The sequence below is a fragment of the Achromobacter sp. 1011811831 genome, assembly GCF_059760905.1.
On the sequence record NZ_JCBANG010000001.1, the window covers coordinates 102757 to 119667 of the forward strand.

At 70.2% G+C, this 16911-nt stretch carries 15 protein-coding genes and 1 riboswitch; of the genes, 6 read left to right on the forward strand and 9 right to left on the reverse strand.

Annotation, left to right across the window (positions count from 1 at the left end):
- Nucleotides 1–6 precede the first annotated feature (6 nt).
- Nucleotides 7–1836, reverse strand: a complete 1830-nt coding sequence (gene recQ / locus AC6LJ9_RS00300) for a DNA helicase RecQ (RefSeq protein WP_212319672.1) — start codon at nt 1834–1836, stop codon at nt 7–9.
- A gap of 94 nt (nt 1837–1930) precedes the next feature.
- Entirely contained in the window at nt 1931–3271 is a 1341-nt protein-coding gene (locus AC6LJ9_RS00305; protein WP_498146052.1) for a fimbrial protein, read from the reverse strand.
- Between the two features lie 229 nt (nt 3272–3500).
- On the opposite strand from AC6LJ9_RS00305, the gene AC6LJ9_RS00310 reads away from it, so the two are divergent.
- From AC6LJ9_RS00310 to AC6LJ9_RS00330, 5 genes are all read left to right on the forward strand, one after another.
- A complete protein-coding gene (locus tag AC6LJ9_RS00310) occupies nt 3501–4202 on the forward strand; it encodes a response regulator (RefSeq protein WP_103276329.1) in 702 nt (233 codons plus the stop codon).
- A gap of 149 nt (nt 4203–4351) precedes the next feature.
- On the forward strand, nt 4352–5887 hold the full coding sequence (gene risK / locus AC6LJ9_RS00315; RefSeq protein WP_498146053.1) for a sensor histidine kinase RisK: 1536 nt from the start codon (nt 4352–4354) through the stop codon (nt 5885–5887).
- Between the two features lie 87 nt (nt 5888–5974).
- Entirely contained in the window at nt 5975–7048 is a 1074-nt protein-coding gene (gene ruvB, locus AC6LJ9_RS00320) for a Holliday junction branch migration DNA helicase RuvB (RefSeq protein WP_212315148.1), read from the forward strand.
- Nucleotides 7049–7137: 89 nt separating this feature from the next.
- Nucleotides 7138–8115 carry a threo-3-hydroxy-L-aspartate ammonia-lyase gene (locus tag AC6LJ9_RS00325; protein WP_498146054.1) on the forward strand — a complete coding sequence of 326 codons (978 nt, stop codon included), beginning with the start codon at nt 7138–7140 and terminating at the stop codon, nt 8113–8115.
- An 81-nt stretch (nt 8116–8196) separates the two neighbouring features.
- The gene (locus AC6LJ9_RS00330; protein WP_498146055.1) at nt 8197–9108 is read left to right on the forward strand and encodes a complex I NDUFA9 subunit family protein; all 912 of its coding nucleotides are present in this window, start codon (nt 8197–8199) and stop codon (nt 9106–9108) included.
- Nucleotides 9109–9135: 27 nt separating this feature from the next.
- On the opposite strand, the gene ruvA is transcribed toward AC6LJ9_RS00330, so the two are convergent.
- From ruvA to AC6LJ9_RS00360, 6 genes are all read right to left on the reverse strand, one after another.
- Nucleotides 9136–9708: a Holliday junction branch migration protein RuvA gene (gene ruvA, locus AC6LJ9_RS00335; protein ID WP_103272670.1), complete on the reverse strand. Its 573-nt coding sequence runs from the start codon at nt 9706–9708 to the stop codon at nt 9136–9138.
- A 96-nt stretch (nt 9709–9804) separates the two neighbouring features.
- Complete coding sequence (ruvC, locus tag AC6LJ9_RS00340) at nt 9805–10350, reverse strand: crossover junction endodeoxyribonuclease RuvC (RefSeq protein ID WP_212315136.1); 546 nt, start codon at nt 10348–10350, stop codon at nt 9805–9807.
- Nucleotides 10350–11939 carry a bifunctional phosphoribosylaminoimidazolecarboxamide formyltransferase/IMP cyclohydrolase gene (purH, locus tag AC6LJ9_RS00345; protein ID WP_498146056.1) on the reverse strand — a complete coding sequence of 530 codons (1590 nt, stop codon included), beginning with the start codon at nt 11937–11939 and terminating at the stop codon, nt 10350–10352. Before purH ends, ruvC begins: the two co-directional genes overlap by 1 nt.
- Nucleotides 11940–12044: 105 nt before the next feature.
- Nucleotides 12045–12284, reverse strand: a complete 240-nt coding sequence (locus tag AC6LJ9_RS00350) for a helix-turn-helix domain-containing protein (RefSeq protein WP_006217670.1) — start codon at nt 12282–12284, stop codon at nt 12045–12047.
- A 36-nt stretch (nt 12285–12320) separates the two neighbouring features.
- Complete coding sequence (gene dusB, locus AC6LJ9_RS00355; protein ID WP_498146057.1) at nt 12321–13346, reverse strand: tRNA dihydrouridine synthase DusB; 1026 nt, start codon at nt 13344–13346, stop codon at nt 12321–12323.
- 124 nt (nt 13347–13470) lie between these two features.
- Nucleotides 13471–14634, reverse strand: coding sequence for a UbiH/UbiF/VisC/COQ6 family ubiquinone biosynthesis hydroxylase (locus AC6LJ9_RS00360; RefSeq protein ID WP_498146058.1), 1164 nt, complete (start codon nt 14632–14634; stop codon nt 13471–13473).
- A 71-nt stretch (nt 14635–14705) separates the two neighbouring features.
- Between AC6LJ9_RS00360 and AC6LJ9_RS00365 the strand changes: the two genes are divergently transcribed.
- Complete coding sequence (locus AC6LJ9_RS00365; protein WP_498146059.1) at nt 14706–15170, forward strand: TM2 domain-containing protein; 465 nt, start codon at nt 14706–14708, stop codon at nt 15168–15170.
- A 9-nt stretch (nt 15171–15179) separates the two neighbouring features.
- On the opposite strand, the gene AC6LJ9_RS00370 is transcribed toward AC6LJ9_RS00365, so the two are convergent.
- Nucleotides 15180–16523, reverse strand: a complete 1344-nt coding sequence (locus tag AC6LJ9_RS00370; RefSeq protein WP_498146060.1) for an aminopeptidase P N-terminal domain-containing protein — start codon at nt 16521–16523, stop codon at nt 15180–15182.
- Nucleotides 16524–16713: 190 nt separating this feature from the next.
- Nucleotides 16714–16865, forward strand: a riboswitch (yybP-ykoY riboswitch).
- Nucleotides 16866–16911: the final 46 nt, after the last annotated feature.

The following is a 16911-nucleotide window of genomic DNA, read 5'->3' on the forward strand; positions in this document are numbered from 1 at the left end:
ACGGCCTCAGACGATGGGGCGCGCCACCCGCTGCAGGATTTCCTCGCCGTAGGCTTCGAGCTTGCGCGCGCCCACGCCGCTGATGTGGCTGAGCGCGTCCAGCGTCTCGGGCTGAGCCAGCGCGATCTCGCGCAGCGTGGCGTCGTGGAAGATGACGTAGGCCGGCACACCGTGGCTCTTGGCCACTTCGCCGCGCCAGGCGCGCAGCGCCTCGAACAGCGGTTGCAGCTCCGGCGGCAGGTCCACGGTGGCGGCCTTGACGCGCCCGCTGCCGGTCTTGCTTGCGCGGCCCTTCTTTTCGGATTCGCGACGCAGCATGAGCTGGTGCTCGCCCTTGAGCACGGCGCGGCTGCCTTCGGTCAGCGCCAGCGTGCCGTAACCCTCGTTGTCCACGGTCAGCAGGCCCTGCGCCAGCAGCTGGCGCAGCACGCCGCGCCAGGCGGTGTCGCTCAGGTCGGCGCCGACGCCGAAGACGCTCAGCGTCTCGTGGCCGTGCTGCTTGGTGCGCTCGGTGGACTTGCCGCGCAGGATATCGATGATGTGGCCGGCGCCGTAGCGCTGGCCGCGTTCCTTCCATAGCCGATACACGGCCGACAGCACTTTCTGCGCCGCCACCGTGCCATCCCAGGCCTGCGGCGGGTCCAGGCAGACGTCGCAGTTGCCGCAGGCGCTGATGTTCTGGCCGAAGTAGGCCAGCAGCCGCACGCGGCGGCATTCGACCGTCTCGCACAGGCCCAGCATGGCGTCGAGCTGCTGGCCCAGGCGTCGGCGATAGGCTTCCTCGCCGGGCGATTCGTCGATCATGCGGCGCTGCTGCACCACGTCCTGCAGGCCGTAGGCCAGCCAGGCCGTGGCGGGCAGGCCGTCGCGGCCGGCTCGGCCGGTTTCCTGGTAGTAGCCTTCGACCGACTTGGGCAGGTCGATGTGGGCCACGAAGCGCACGTCGGGCTTGTCGATGCCCATGCCGAAGGCGATGGTGGCCACCATGACCACGCCGTCCTCGCGCAGGAAGCGCGACTGGTTGGTGGCGCGCACCTGGGCGCTCAGGCCGGCGTGGTAGGGCATGGCGTCGATGCCCTGGTTGCACAGGAATTCGGCGGTTTCCTCGACCCGGGCGCGCGACAGGCAATAGACCACGCCCGATTCGCCTTCGTGTTCGTTCTGGATCATGTCCAGCAGCTGCTTGCGCACCTCGTTCTTCTCGACGATGCGGTAGCGGATGTTGGGGCGGTCGAAGCTGGAGACGAAATGGCGCGCCTCGTCCAGCGACAGGCGCTGCGCGATTTCGCTTCGAGTGGCCGCGGTGGCGGTGGCCGTCAGCGCGATGCGCGGCACGTCGGGCCAGCGCTCGTGCAGCATGGACAGGCCCAGGTATTCCGGCCGGAAGTCATGGCCCCATTGGGATACGCAGTGCGCTTCGTCGATGGCGAACAGCGCGATGCGGCCGCGTTCCAGCAGCTGCAGGCAGCGGTCGGTCAAGAGGCGTTCCGGCGCCACGTACAGCAGGTCCAGCTCGCCCGCCAGGAAGGCCCGCTCCACGTCGCGGGCGACCTGCCATTCCTGGGTCGAGTTCAGGAACGCGGCGCGCACGCCGAGTTCGGTCAGCGCGTCGACCTGGTCCTGCATCAGCGCGATCAGCGGCGACACGACGATGCCGGTGCCTTCGCGCACCAGCGAGGGGATCTGGTAGCACAGCGACTTGCCGCCGCCCGTGGGCATGAGCACGAGCGCGTCGCCGCCGCCGATCACCTGGTCGACGATGGCTTGCTGGTCGCCGCGGAAGGATTCGTAACCGAAGACGCGCTGCAGGATTTCAAGGGCGCGCGCGTCAGACATGGGGGTAGGCCGGAAGCATCATGGCCGGGATTTTAAGCCCCAATCCGGCGGGCGGCCGCCGGGGGTGACTTTTCCGTCCGCCGCGAGGCCGGGGCTACCACTGCAGCCAGGTGCCGCGCATGAAGGTCTCCACCGGCATGCTCAGGTTGGCGCGCCATTCGTAATTGCCGGTAAGGATGTCGCGGTCCGCTCCCACCGCCAGCTTCACGGTCGGCGCCACGAACATGCTGTGCGCCAGGCCGACGCGCTGCGATGACAGCGTGGTGCCTTCGCGCAAGCCGGAATAGGTGCCGCTGAGCGTGCCCCAGCCATGGATGGGCACGCCGGCGGACAGCGTGTTGCGGGTCTGCGCGGTGCCCACGCCGCCGCCGCCGTAACTGGACAGGTCGCCGAAGCCGGCGCCGATCTGTTCGTTGGTATAGCCCAGGTTCAGGTTCTCGGACACGTCGACGTTGTAGCCGAAGCGGTAGCGCCAGGCGTTGATGGCGTCGAAGGAGCTTTGCGTGGCGCCGGCCTGGATCGTGCCGTAGTCGCCGGCCTGGTAGGTGGTGCCCATGCCGCGGGTGGTGAGGGTGGGCGCGCTCTGCATCTGGCCCTCGACCGTGAGCGCCGGCGTCAGGCCGTAGCGCACCGTGCCGCTGCCCACCGAGGCGCCGTAGTCGACGGCGCCGGAGCTGGCGCCGGGGGCCATGCGGTTGAGCCGGCCGACCGACGAGGAGTAGCCGAAGCGGCCTTCCGGCAAGGCGGCGCCCGAGCCGGTCCAGTTCGAGATCTGCAGGCCGCCGACCGGCGCCGCGCTGCCCCAGGACGGGGCGTTGGTACTCAGGTTGCCGACCGCCACGGCCGGGCCGCTGGTGTCGCGGTAGGTCCAGTTCTGGTCGCCATAGCGCAGTCCGCCCTGTCCGCCGACCGAGGAAAACCAGGCGCGCGAGCGCCGCGAGACACCGGAGTACACCATCACCGGGCCGCGGGGGATGTCGGCGCTTTCCAGGTCCAGCGCATATTCCGGCGGTGGTTCGGGCGGCGCCTCATGGCCGCAGCCCAGCGGGGCGGCAGGGGGCGCGGCGTCGCCGCTGCTGTTGCCGGACAGGGACGCGCCCAGGCCGGGGATCGCGGCGCCGTCTTCCGCCGGGGCCGGGGCGGGGGGCGCCTGGACGGCGCTGTCCTGGCCGGGCTCGGCCGGCTGCAGGTCGCAGGGCGTGGGATCCAGCGGCACGGCGCGGTTGTCGAAGGACGGAGCCGGACGCACCGGCACTGTCTGCACGGGCGACAACGCGCCGATGCCGCGGGCGGCATATTGCGGGGCGCCGGCGTAGGGCGGATAGGTTGAAGGCGCTTCGAGCGGACCGCCGACGGCCGGCGCCAGCGGGCAGGCGCAAGCCGCCGTCAGCGCGACACACGACAGCCGCCCGCGCCAGGATGCGGGAACGGCCATAGACATGCAGTGTAGAAAATGCGCGCCGCCATATCTGTAAACGATTCTTAGAAAACCGGACCAGCGGCTGCAAGCGGGAGCTATTTTACGTCCGCGACGAGGCTGGTCCGTCCGGCGCCGCCCGCGCATGGAAAGGACGGGTAAATTCGGCAAACGTCGTGCAACAGGTATATTTCAGATGATTTCCTGGCTCTTGCGGCCGGGCGCGGAGCGGCCCACTATGGCATCCATGGAAAATCCCCACACCAAATTGCTGGTTGTCGATGACGATCCGGCGTTGCGGCAATTGCTGGCCGATTACCTGAACCGGCACGGCTACGACACCTTGCTGGCGCCGGACGCCAGCGACCTGGCCAATCGCATCACCCGTTATGCGCCCGACCTGCTGGTCCTGGACCGGATGCTGCCCGGCGGCGACGGCGCCGACGCCTGCCGCCGGCTGCGCGAGCAGGGCGAAGACATCCCCGTCATCCTGCTGACCGCGCGCGACGAGGCGGTGGACCGGATCATCGGCCTGGAGGCCGGCGCCGATGATTATGTCGGCAAGCCCTTCGATCCGCGCGAATTGCTGGCGCGCATCGAGGCCGTGCTGCGCCGCAAGCGCGGTCCGTCCGCATTGACCAAGGATGCGCCAGTCGCTTTCGGCCCCTTCGTGTTCGATCCCGCCACCCGCCAGCTGTCGCGCGAGCAGGTGGTGGTCAAGCTGACCGGCGGCGAAATCAACCTGCTCGAGGCGCTGGTGCGCAACGCCGGCAAGCCATTGTCGCGCGAGCGCCTGCTGGCGCTGGCGCGCGACGACGATGGCGGCGAGCGCAACGACCGGGCCATCGACATCGCCATCCTGCGGCTGCGTCGCGTGATCGAGACCGATCCCAAGCAGCCGCGCTGGATACAGACGGTCTGGGGCATCGGCTACCGCTTTTCCCCATAAAGGATGAAGCCCACCCCCGAAGCGCTGCGCGCTCCCCCCTCAAGGGGGCGCAGCTGCGGACCGGCGGAGCCGGATCCGCGCTGCCCAGGTCGGCGGGAGGGCATTGTTTGGTTGGGTGGCATATGGTGTGGCGGCGGTTTGGATAAGTGATGCGATTCTCTCTTGGGTTCCTGGTGCCGCGCTCCTTGCGTGCGCGGCTGATTCTGCTGATCCTGGGGGCGGTGCTGCTGACGCAGGCCGCCACGCTGGTCACGGTCACGTATTTCCGCCACAAGTTCATGGAAGACGTGGCCATCGGCTATATCGTGACCACGATCCGCACCTTGCGCGCGGCCGTTTCGCAGGTGCCGGCCGAGGAGCGCGCGGAATTCGTGCGCGCGGCCTCTCAGAACCAGTGGCGGCTGTGGTCGCGGGTGCTGCCGATCGAGGCGCGGTTGCAGCGCTTCGGCGGCCGCCATCCGCCGCCGCCCCGGGGCGGGCCGAGGCCGCCGCCGGTCAACGCCACGCCCGTGCCGCACGCGCCGGGGGACATGACCCGCGAAGAAGACGAGGAACGCTCCGCCGCCCGCGCGGCCGAGCGCATGCTCGACCGCCGCGAGGGCGGTTCGCCCTATCGGTCCGAGGTCGACGATGTCCGCCGCGACCTGCGCGGACTGGTGCAGCAGCTCAATGAACGCCTGAACGACGGCACGCGCGTGGCCCTGTCGCGCGGCCCCACGCCCGAGATCTTCATTTCGCTGGCGCCCAATTCCGACAGCGAGGACGTGCCGCGCCTGCGCGAATGGCTGGTGATCCCGCTGGAGCGGCTGGACCCGCCCGTGTCGACGCCGCTGGCCGCGGCCTGGCTGGGCGGCCTGGGCCTGCTGCTGTTGCTGGCGGTCGGGTTTTCCTGGCACATCACGCGTCCGCTTACGCGCCTGGCCGACGCCGCCGACCGCCTGGCCGCCGGACAGCCGCAACGCGTGGATCCCGCCGGTCCGACCGAGACCCGGGCGCTGGGCGAGCGTTTCAACGCCATGCTGGACGCGCTGGCCGAATCGGATTCCGTGCGCCGCACGCTGTTGGCCGGACTGCCGCATGACCTGAAGGGGCCCTTGTCCCGCATGTGGCTGCGCATCGAGCTGGCCGACGATTCCAAGCTCAAGGACGGCCTGCGCGCGGATCTCCAGGACATGCAGCACATGGTCGACCAGTTCATCGGCTTCGTGCGCGGCACCGATCCGGCGGCCTACCGGTATGCGTCCATGGCGCTGCAGGACTGGCTGGGCGAGCGCGTGCGCGCCTGGCAGGGCGCGGGCACCGACATCCGGCTGCACGGCGCCGAGGATCCGGCCCTGGTGGTGCAGGCGGACGCCGTGGCGCTGGGCCGCCTGCTGGACAACCTGATCGGCAACGCGCTGAACCACGGCGCGCCCCCGGTCGATGTCACCCTGCACCAGGAAGGTCGCCACGCGGTGCTGGACGTGGCCGACCACGGCCCGGGCATCGCGCCCGAACGCCGCCGCGAGGCCCTGCGGCCCTTCAGCCGCCTGGACGACGCCCGCACCCGCACCGGCAGCGTGGGCCTGGGGCTGGCGCTGGCCGAGGCCATCGCCCGCGCCCACGGCGGCTCGCTGGAACTGCTGCAGGCCGAGACGGGCGGCTTGTGCGTGCGCGTGCGGCTGCCTCTGTCGGACGCCGCCTAGTGCGCGGACCCATCCGCGGGACGGCGCGCTTGGCCGGGCCATCTACGGTACGATGCTCGTTGCATTGTCCCTAGCCGTTTCCGCACCATGGCCATCCAGTCCGATTCGCTCTCCTCCCGTCCCGACGCCGCCCGCATCGTGGCGCCCCAGCCCGCGTCGCCCAACGAGGAGTCCATCGAGCGCGCCCTGCGGCCCAAGGCGCTGCAGGAGTACGTCGGCCAGCAGCGCGCGCGCGAACAGCTGGAGATCTTCATCGCCGCCGCGCGCAAGCGCGGCGAGGCGCTGGACCACGTGCTGCTGTTCGGCCCGCCGGGCCTGGGCAAGACCACGCTGGCCCACATCATCGCGCATGAAATGGGCGTGCAGCTGCGCCAGACCTCCGGCCCGGTGCTGGAGCGTCCCGGCGACCTGGCCGCGCTGCTGACCAACCTGGAAAAGAACGACGTCCTGTTCATCGACGAGATCCACCGCCTGTCGCCCGTGGTCGAGGAAATCCTGTACCCGGCGCTGGAGGATTTCCAGATCGACATCATGATCGGCGAGGGCCCCGCCGCGCGCAGCGTCAAGCTGGACCTGCAGCCCTTCACGCTGGTGGGCGCCACCACCCGCGCCGGCATGCTGACCAATCCGTTGCGTGACCGCTTCGGCATCGTCTCGCGGCTGGAGTTCTACAACGCCGCCGACCTGGGCCATATCGTCACGCGCAGCGCGGGCCTGCTCAACGCCGAGATCACGCCGGACGGCGCCGCCGAGGTCGCGCGCCGCGCCCGCGGCACGCCCCGCATCGCCAACCGCCTGCTGCGGCGCGTGCGCGACTACGCCGAGGTCAAGGCGCGCGGCACCATCGACGCCGACGTGGCGGGCCGCGCCCTGGCCATGCTGGAAGTCGATCCGCAAGGGCTGGACCTGATGGACCGCAAGCTGCTGGAAGCCATCATCCACAAGTTCGACGGCGGACCGGTGGGCGTGGACAGCCTGGCGGCGGCCATCGGCGAAGAGCGCGACACCATCGAGGACGTGATCGAGCCCTACCTGATCCAGCACGGCTATCTGCAGCGCACGCCGCGCGGCCGCACCGCCACGCTGACCACCTGGCGCCACCTTGGGCTGACGCCGCCCGCCGGCACGGCCAGCGCCAGCGGGGATCTGTTCGGCAAGTAGCCGTGGCGGGCCGGCCGCCACGCGGCGGGATGGCCTGGGCGGGTATATGATCCCAGGGTTTCGACCCCCGCGATCTGAGGACCCGTCCCATGCAGCCTGATTTGCCCACGAATCTCCCCAGCTACGACGACATCGTCCGCGCCAGCGAGCGCCTGGCCGGCCACGCGCACCGCACGCCCGTGCTGACCTCGGCCACCGCCGATGCGATCGCCGCGGCCTCGCTGTTCTTCAAGTGCGAGAACTTCCAGCGCATGGGCGCGTTCAAGTTCCGCGGCGGCTACAACGCCATCGCGCGCCTGACGCCGGCGCAACGCGCCGCGGGCGTGGTGACTTTCTCGTCCGGCAACCATGCCCAGGCCATCGCGCTGGCCTCGCGCATGCAGGGCGTGCAGGCCACCATCATCATGCCGCTGGACGCCCCCGCGGCCAAGCGCGCCGCCACCGAGGGCTACGGCGGCAAGATCGTGACCTACGACCGCTACACCGAGGACCGCGAGGAAATCGCCCGCCGCATCCAGGCCGAGACCGGCGCCACGCTGATTCCGCCCTACGACCACGAGGACGTGATCGCGGGGCAGGGCACGGCGGCCAAGGAGCTGTTCGAGGAAGTGGGCGAGCTGGACTACCTGTTCGTCTGCCTGGGCGGCGGCGGCCTGCTTGGCGGATCGGCGCTGGCCGCCTATGCGCTGAGCCCGCGCTGCCTGGTCTACGGCGTGGAACCCGAGGCCGGCAACGACGGCCAGCAATCGCTGCGCAAAGGTGAAGTGGTCCGAATTCCCGCGCCCAAGACCCTGGCCGACGGCGCCGCCACGACCCACCTGGGCAACCTGACCTTCCCGCTCATCCAGAAGTACGTGCGCGACATCGTCACCGTGACTGACGATCAACTGGTGTCGACCATGAAGTTCTTCGCCGAACGGATGAAGATGGTGGTGGAGCCGACCGGCTGCCTGTCCACCGCGGCCGTGCTGCAGAACGTGGTGCCGGTGCGCGGCGCGCGCGTGGGGATCATCATCAGCGGCGGCAACGTCGACCTGCCGGCCTACGCCAAACTGCTCTCCATTTGATTTTTCAACGCCGGCGCGCGCTTGCGGATGCGTTGGCCGCAAGGCAGAATCGGGCTGAATCCTGACGAACAGGGGCTGCTCATGCGTATCCTTGTCATCGGCGGCACCGGTTTCATCGGCCGTCGCCTGGTCGCCCGGCTTTCCGGCGGCGGACAGCACCAGATCCTGGTGCCCACGCGCAGCTATGGCCGCGGGCGGGATCTGCAGATCCTGCCCGGCGTCACGCTCATGGCCGACGACGTCCACGACGACGCCACGCTGGACCGCCTGATGCGCGGCTGCGACGCCGCCATCAACCTGGTCGGCATCCTGCACGGCAATGCCGGCAAGCCCTACGGTTCCGATTTCGCGCGCGCCCATGTGACGCTGCCGCAGCGCGTCGCGCAGGCCTGCAGGCGGCAGGGCGTGCGGCGCCTGCTGCACATGAGCGCGCTGGGCGCCGATTCCGCCGGCGCCAGCATGTATCAGCGTTCCAAGGGCGACGGCGAGGCTGCCGTCCGCCAGGAACTCGACGGCTGGCGCGACGGCGGCTGGACCATCTTCCGTCCGTCCGTGGTGTTCGGCCCGGATGACAACTTCACCAATCTTTTCGCCCGCCTGGCGCGCTGGCTGCCCGTGCTGCCGCTGGCGGGCGCGCATGCGCGCATGCAGCCGGTCTACGTGGGCGACGTGGTGGCCGCGATGGCGGCGGCGCTGGACGACACGCGCGCCTGCGGCAAGGCCTATGAGCTGGGCGGGCCCCAGGTGTACACGCTGGGCGAGATCGTGCGCCTGTGCGCCGCCTGGAGCGGGCATCCGCGTCAGGTCTGGCCCATGCCGATGGGGCTGGGCCGCCTGCAGGCGCTGTTTTTCGAATGCCTGCCCGGCGAGCCGCTGATGTCGCGCGACAACCTGGATTCGCTGCGGCGCGACAACGTCTGTTCGGGGCCGATGGCGCCCGAGCTGCGGGTGGTGCCGACCGGGCTGGAAACAGTGGCGCCCAGCTATCTGTAGCGCCCGTGGTTAGTGCGGGCCGCGACCTTAGCGCACCAGCGCCTTGAGCGCCAGCTTGATGCCATCGGACACGCCCACGCCTTCGGGCAGCGTCTTCAGCGCCGACAGCGATTCCTTTTCCGAGTAACCCAGCGCCAGCAGCGCGTTCAGGATGTCCGACTGATTGTCGGGCGTGGCATGCGCCTGGGCGCCGATGTCGGCGCCGAGCTTGCCGCGCATTTCCAGCAGCAGGCGTTCCGCCGTTTTCTTGCCGATGCCTGGCACGCGGGTCAGGCGGCCGGATTCCTGCAGCGTGATGGCCTGGGCCAGGTCTGCCACCGACAGGCCGGACAGCACCGACAGCGCGGTGCGCGCGCCGATGCCGCTGACCTTGATCAGCTCGCGGAAGGCGCTGCGCTCGCCGGCCGTGGCGAAGCCATACAGGATGTGGGCGTCCTCGCGCACCGTCAGGTGCGTGTAGAGCGTGACGCGCGCGCCGTTCTCGGGCAGCGCGTACAGCGTGCTCATGGGCACGTCGATGTCGTAGCCCAGTCCGTTGACGTCCACGCAGACGGTGGGCGGCAGTTTCTCGATCAGGGTTCCGGTGATGCGTCCGATCATGGCGGGAAGATGGCGTGAAAGGTGGAGCTGCGCGCATGCGCGGCGGGATGCGGGGATTCTATACGCGCGGCGCGGGCCGCGGGAGGGCGGGGTGGCTCAGCCGACCAGGCGGCCGTTGCGCAGCCGGGTCTGTCCGCCGCCCAGCGCCGCGCCCAGGCGGCCGAGCTTGTCCTGCAGCGGACCGGCGTGCGCGTGGCAGATGGCGCAGGCCAGCGCGTCGGCCGAGTCGGGGGCCGGCGTGCCGTCCAGGGACAGCAGGTGCTGGACCATCATCTGCACCTGTTCCTTGGCGGCGCGGCCGGTGCCGACCACGGCTTTCTTGATCTGCAGCGCGGTGTATTCGTGCACGGCCAGCGCGCTGTCGGCCAGCGCGCACAGCGCCGCGCCCCGCGCCTGGCCCAGCAGCAGGGTCGAGGCGGGGTTGGTGTTCAGGAAGACGATTTCCAGCGCGGCCACGTCCGGCCGGGTTTCCTGCGCCACCTGGCGCAGGTTGTCCAGGATGACCTTCAGGCGTTCGGACAGCGCCAGCGACGGCGGGACCACGATGGTCCCGCTGGCGACGTAGCGCAGGCGCATGCCGTCGGCATCGACCACGCCGAAGCCGGTGCGGCGCAGGCCGGGATCGATGCCGAGGATGCGCATCAGTGGCGGAAGTGACGGGTGCCGGTCAGCACCATGGCGATGCCGTGCTCGTCGGCCGCCGCGATGACTTCATCGTCGCGCACGCTGCCGCCGGGCTGGATCACGCAGGTCGCGCCCGCCGCCACCACCACGTCCAGGCCGTCGCGGAACGGGAAGAAGGCGTCCGACGCCACGGCCGAGCCCTTGAGCGTCAGGCCGGCGTTCTCGGCCTTGATCGAGGCGATGCGGGCCGAGTCGATGCGGCTCATCTGGCCGGCGCCCACGCCCAGCGTCATGCCGCCGCCCACGAACACGATGGCATTGGACTTGACGTACTTGGCGACCTTCCAGGCGAAGGCCAGATCGTCCATTTCCTGTTCGGTGGGCTGGCGCTTGGTCACGACCTTGAGCGCGTCGCGCGGCACGTTGTAGGCGTCCGGGGTCTGCACCAGCCAGCCGCCGCCCACGCGCTTGACGTCGAAGGCGTTCTGGCCGGCGCCCATCGGCACTTCCAGCACGCGCACGTTCTTCTTGGCGGCCAGGATGGCCAGCGCCGCGCCGTCATAGGCCGGCGCCAGCAGCACTTCCAGGAACTGCGCGCTGACGGCTTCGGCCGTGGCGGCGTCGACCGGGCGGTTGAAGGCGATGATGCCGCCGAAGGCCGAGGTCGGGTCGGTCTTGAACGCCTGCTGGTAGGCGCCCAGCGTGTTGGCCGCGACGGCCACGCCGCAGGGGTTGGCGTGCTTGACGATGACGCAGGCGGGCGCCTCGAAGCTGCGCGCGCATTCCCAGGCCGCGTCGGCGTCGGCGATGTTGTTGTACGACAGTTCCTTGCCCTGCAACTGGCGGTAGTTGCCCAGCAGGCCGGCCGGACGCTGCGGATCGACGTAGAAGGCCGCCGTCTGGTGCGGGTTCTCGCCGTAGCGCAGGGCCTGCTGCTGCCTGACCTGCAGCGTCAGCGTGCCGGGCCATTCGTTGCGGGCCGGGGCGGCGTCCTGCTTGGGCTCGGCTTCGGCCAGGCTGCTCAGGTAGGCGGCGATGGCGCCGTCATAGGCGGCGGTGTGGGCGTAGACCTTGCCGGCCAGCTCCAGGCGCAGGCCGTAGGAGGTGTTGCCGCCCTTGTCCATTTCGCCCAGCACGCGCGAGTAGTCCACCGGGTCGATGACCACGGTCACGCCGCCGGCTTCGGTGCCGTGGTTCTTGGCGGCGGCGCGCAGCATGGCCGGGCCGCCGATGTCGATGTTCTCGACCGCGTCGGCGAAGGTGCAGCCGGGCTTGGCGACCGTTTCGCGGAACGGGTAGAGGTTGACCACCAGCATGTCGATGCGGTCGATGCCCGCCGCCTTGATGGTGTCCATGTGCTCGGCGCTGTCGCGGCGCGCGAGCAGGCCGCCGTGGATCTTCGGATGCAGCGTCTTGACGCGGCCGTCCAGGATCTCGGGCGAACCGGTGTGGGCGGCGACCTCGGTGACGTTCAGGCCGGATTCGGCCAGCAGCTTGGCGGTGCCGCCGGTCGAGAGCAGGCGCACGCCGCGCGCGGCCAGGGCGCGGGCAAATTCAACGATGCCGGTCTTGTCGGACACCGAAAGCAGGGCGGTTTCGATTTTCATGGTGAGGGCGGAGTGGGGCGCGGGCGCCTTTCTCGTTCGGGTACTGGATGGGAAATCTGGAAGGGGGCGGCCCGTGCCGGGCGGGTCGTCCGCTGGCGTGGGGATCTATACCTGGATGTTGTGGGCGAGCAGCTTCTTGCGCAGCGTGTTGCGCGTGATGCCCAGCATTTCGGATGCCCGCGACTGGTTGCCGCCGGACCGTTCCAGCGCCACTTCAAGCACCGGGCGCTCAACGCAGCGCATCACCATGTCCCACATGTCGTGAGGCTCGGATTCACCCAGGTCTTCGAAATAGCGCTCCAGGCTGGCGCGCACGCATTCTTCCAGGACATCTTTCTTGCTCATCGGAGTACAGATATTTTTATGTTGGTGTTGAGGCGGTCATGCCGCCAGCAGGGCTTGAACGGCCGGCGCCGGGTTGCGGTCGCCGTCGTTCGATAGTGCGAGGAACCATTCCGACACCGCCCGCCATTGGTCGCGGGTGTTGTCGATGAGGTTCATGCGGTCGCGGAACGAATCCGCGTCCGGCAGGCCTTCCAGATACCAGCCGATATGCTTGCGCGCCGTGCGTACGCCGGTGTGCTCGCCATAGAAGCGGTAGTGGTCGTCGAGGTGTTCGAGCAGCAGCTCGCGCATTTCCCCATGGGAGGGAGGGGCGAGTTTTTCGCCCGTGCGCAGGTAGTGGTCGATTTCGCGGAAGATCCAGGGACGGCCCTGGGCCGCCCGTCCGATCATCACCGCGTCGGCGCCAGTGTAATCCAGGACGTGTTTCGCTTTCTCGGGCGAGTCGATGTCGCCGTTGGCGATGAGCGGGATCTTCAGCTCCGCGCGGACCGCGCGGATGGTGTCGTATTCGGCATGGCCGGTGTACAGGTCGGCGCGGGTGCGGCCGTGCAGCGTCAGGGCGGCGATGCCGGCGTTCTCGGCCAGCCGGGCCACGCGCAGCGCGTTGCGGCTCTCGCGGTCCCAGCCGGTGCGGGTCTTGAGCGTGACCGGCACGCCCAGCGGCGCGCAGGCCGCCACCACGGCGTCCAGGATGCGGACGATCAGGTCTTCATGGCGCAGCAGCGCCGAGCCGGAGGCCACGTTGCAGACCTTCTTGACCGGGCAGCCCATGTTGATGTCGATGATCTTGGCGCCCCGGGCCGCGTTGAAGGCCGCGGCCTCGGCCATCATGGCCGGGTCGGCGCCGGCGATCTGGACCGAAATGGGGGCGATCTCGCCGTCGTGGTTCAGGCGGCGCGAGGTCTTGACGCTGTCCCACAGTTTGGGGTTGCTGGCCGCCATTTCGGACACGGCATAGCCGGCCCCCAGCTTCTTGCAAAGCTGCCGGAAAGGCCGATCGGTCACGCCCGCCATGGGCGCGACCAGTACGTTGTTGGGGAGAGTCCAGGGACCGATGCGCATGGTCACATTTTAACCGGCCTGATCGAACCCCCTTTTTCATCCGGCAACGGCTTGGTAACAAGCCTGGGCGGACGAGGCAGGGCGTGGCCCTTTCCAGGGCCGGATCGTGGCGGCCGGCGCCGGGCTAGGCCCGGAATCCCTGCAGCAGATGCCGGGCCAGCGGCGCGCGCAGCGGCGCCGCCAGGTCCAGGCCCAGCAGCGCCAGGCCACAGGCATGCTCCACCGGCGCCAGGCCGGTGGCGAACACGCGCGGCATCAGGTCGGTCAGGCCGGCGGTGATCAGGCGGTCGAACTGGCGCGCGCCGGCGAACTCGGCCAGCGCCGGGGCCGGGCTGGCGTCCGGGCCCGGCAGCCAGGCGCCCAGCGCCTGCGCCAGCCGGGCGGCGTCGCGCAGCCCCAGGTTCAGGCCCTGGCCCGCCACCGGGTGCAGGGTCTGGGCCGCATTGCCGATGGCCGCCACGCGCCCCTGCACCTGGGCGCGGCGGGCGCTCAGCGCCAGCGGGAAGACATGGCGCGGCGCCTGGCTGGACAGGCGGCCGAGGCGGTCGCCGAAGGCGGCGGTCAGCGCGCGCGAGAAGGCCGCGTTGTCCAGCGCGGCCAGTTCGGCGGCGCGTTCCGGCGTGCTGCACCAGACCACGGAATGGGCTTCGGGCGTGTGCGGATGGGGCAGCAGGGCCAGCGGCCCTTCGGGCGTGAAGCGCTCCCAGGCCCAGCCTGGGCGCGGCAGGGTGGCGTGCGCCGTGGTCAGCACGGCATGCTGGCCGTAGTCGCGGCGCAGGTCTTCGCCGCCCGCGCCGTCGGACTGCACCGCCACCCGGCAGCGCAATTCGGTGTCGCCCTGGGCGATGCGCACGCCGTCGGCGTCCTGCTCCAGGATCCGGGCCGGCGGTCCCGACAGCAGGGTCACGCCGCATTGGGCGACGCGGGCTTCGAGCCGGGCGTACAGGCCCGCATAGCCGACGACGCTGCCCAGCTGCGGCACGTCGAAGTCGGTATGGCGGATCAGGCTGCGGCCCAGGCGGCCGCGCTGCGAGACATGGATGCTGCGGATGTCGGCCGAGCGTTCCGGCCAGGCGTCCAGCGACTCGAGCAGCACGCGGCTGCCGTGGTTCATGGCCAGCACGCGCGGATCGGCCGCGGGCGCGGCGTCGGCCGTGGCGGCGGGGGCCGTGCCTTGCAGCAGCACGATGCGGGCCGGATCCGGCGCCACCCGAGCCAGCATCAGGGCCAGGACGCGGCCGACGGGGCCGGCGCCGAGAATCGCAATGTCGAAGGCGGAAGCAGTCATGTGCGGAAGTTTAACCGTCCACTACAATCGCCGGCAGGCGGCAGGCGCGCCCACGCCACAGGAGCAATGACATGACGCAGGCCCAGGCCACTTCTTCGATTTCCGCCGCAACGCCGCGCCGGCCGCGAGGCAAGGTCGCCGTTGGCCTGCTGGCGTGTTTCCTGGGCTGGGCCGGCGCGCACTGGTGGTATCTGGGCCGCCGCCACGCCTGGGCGGTGAGCCTGTACGCCGCGCTGGCGCTGGCCGGCGCGTTCAGCCTTTATCCGGTCTGGTACGACAACCCGGCTTTCTTCCTGCTGTTCATCCCCATGATCGACGGATTCGTCGAGAGCGTGGTCTTCTCGCTCATGTCCGACGAGAAATTCGACCGGCGCTACAACCCCGATCTGGGCCGCCCGTCGGCGACGGGCTGGGGGCCGGTCCTGGTGGCGCTGAGCGCCTGCCTGATCGGCTCGATCGTGGCCATGTTCGCCATCGCCATGGTGGTGGTGTACATCTGGGTGGCGATGGGCTGGCTGGACGGCTACGTGCTGTAGCCGTCGCCCCTATTCACGCATCAGCGCCTCGATCTCGCCGGCCTGCACCGGCACGCCGCGGGTGATCAGCTCGCAGCCCTCGTCGGTGACCAGCGCATCGTCCTCGATGCGGATGCCGATGTTCCAGTAGGCCTCGGGCACGTCGTCGGCGGGGCGCACGTAGATGCCGGGTTCGATGGTCAGCATCATGCCGGCCTGCAGCGCGCGCCAGGGACGCTCGCCGCCGTGCGCGGGGCCGGGCTGTCGGTAGTCGCCCACGTCATGGACGTCCAGGCCCAGCCAATGGCCGGTGCGGTGCATGTAGTAGCGGCTGTAGGCGCCGGATTCGATCACGCCGTCCAGCGATCCCTTCAGCAGCTTCAGATCCAGCATGCCCTGGGCCAAGACCCGGACGGCGGCATCGTGAGAATCGTTGCAGGAGCGGCCTGGCGCCGTGGCCTGCACGGCCGCGTCCTGCGCGGCGGCCGTCAGGTCGTACAGCGCCCGCTGTGGACCGCTGTAGCGGCCGTTCACGGGAAAGGTGCGCGTGATGTCGCTGGCATAGCTGTCGACCTCGCAGCCGGCGTCGATCAGCACCAGGTCGCCGTCGCGCAGCACGGCGTCTCCCGCCGGGTAGTGCAGCACGCAGGCGTTGGCGCCGGCCGCCACGATACTGTTGTAGGCCACCGACTGCGCGCCCTGGCGCCGGAATTCATACAGCAGCTCGGCTTCCAGCTCGTACTCGCGCATGCCGGCGCGGGCGGCCCGCATGGCGCGGGCATGGGCGCCAGCGGAGATCTTGGCGGCGCGGCGCATGGCGGCGATCTCCGTGGCGTCCTTGATCAGCCGCATGTCCGCCAGGATGGGGCGCAGGTCCTGCTGCCGCTCGGGCGGCTGGTGCCCGCCGCGGCCGGATTCGCGGGCGGCGGTCAGCCAGCGCCGCAGGCGGCCGTCGGCGCGTCGGTCGCCCGCCAGCGGCGCGTACAGCGTGGGCTGGTCCATCAGCAGCGTGGGCATCAGTTCGTCGAGCGCGTCGATCGGATGCGCGTCGTCGAAGCCGAAGTATTCGGCGGCGGCTTCCGGGCCGAAGCGCTTGCCTTCCCAGATCTCATGCTCGACATGGCGCGGACGGCAGAACAGCAGCGCGCGGTCGGTGGCGCCGGCGATCAGCACCAGCCAGGCCTCCGGTTCGGTGAAGCCGCTCAGGTAGAAGAAGTCGCTGTCGTGCCGGTAGGGATAGTCGGCGTCGCGGTTGCGGATGGCCTCGGGCGCGGTGGCAAGCACGGCGATGCCGCCGCCGGCCGCGCGCATGCGTTCCATCAGGCGGTGGCGGCGGGCGGCATAGGGGGCGATATCGTCGGGCGGCAGGCTCATGGGCGGCCGGGGCGCGCGGCCCCGCGGGTGGCGTTGTCGGGAGCGGCATGCGGCGGCAGGCGGCTCGGATGCCTGGACGCAGGCTGCGTTGGCTTCCACTTTAACGCGGCTCGGCGGCCCTCGCGCGGCGGCGCGGATAGTCCGCGCGGCCGACGCGGAAATTCCCGCCAACGCGGCCGGCAGGCTGCTACAATCGCGGCTCAGTCATTGGGGAGTAGCCATCCTTTGTTCCCCAAAGGAGTCAGCGTCAACAAACTTGGTGGTTCAGGGTTGCGGAGCAACCGCTAGAACTCCATGGCGCTGACGGTTTCCATGCTCGCGGCACGCCCGCCACATGGAACTGCCAGGCGAGACCTTTGGCCGCGTTGCGTTCACCCTTGGCCGGGCG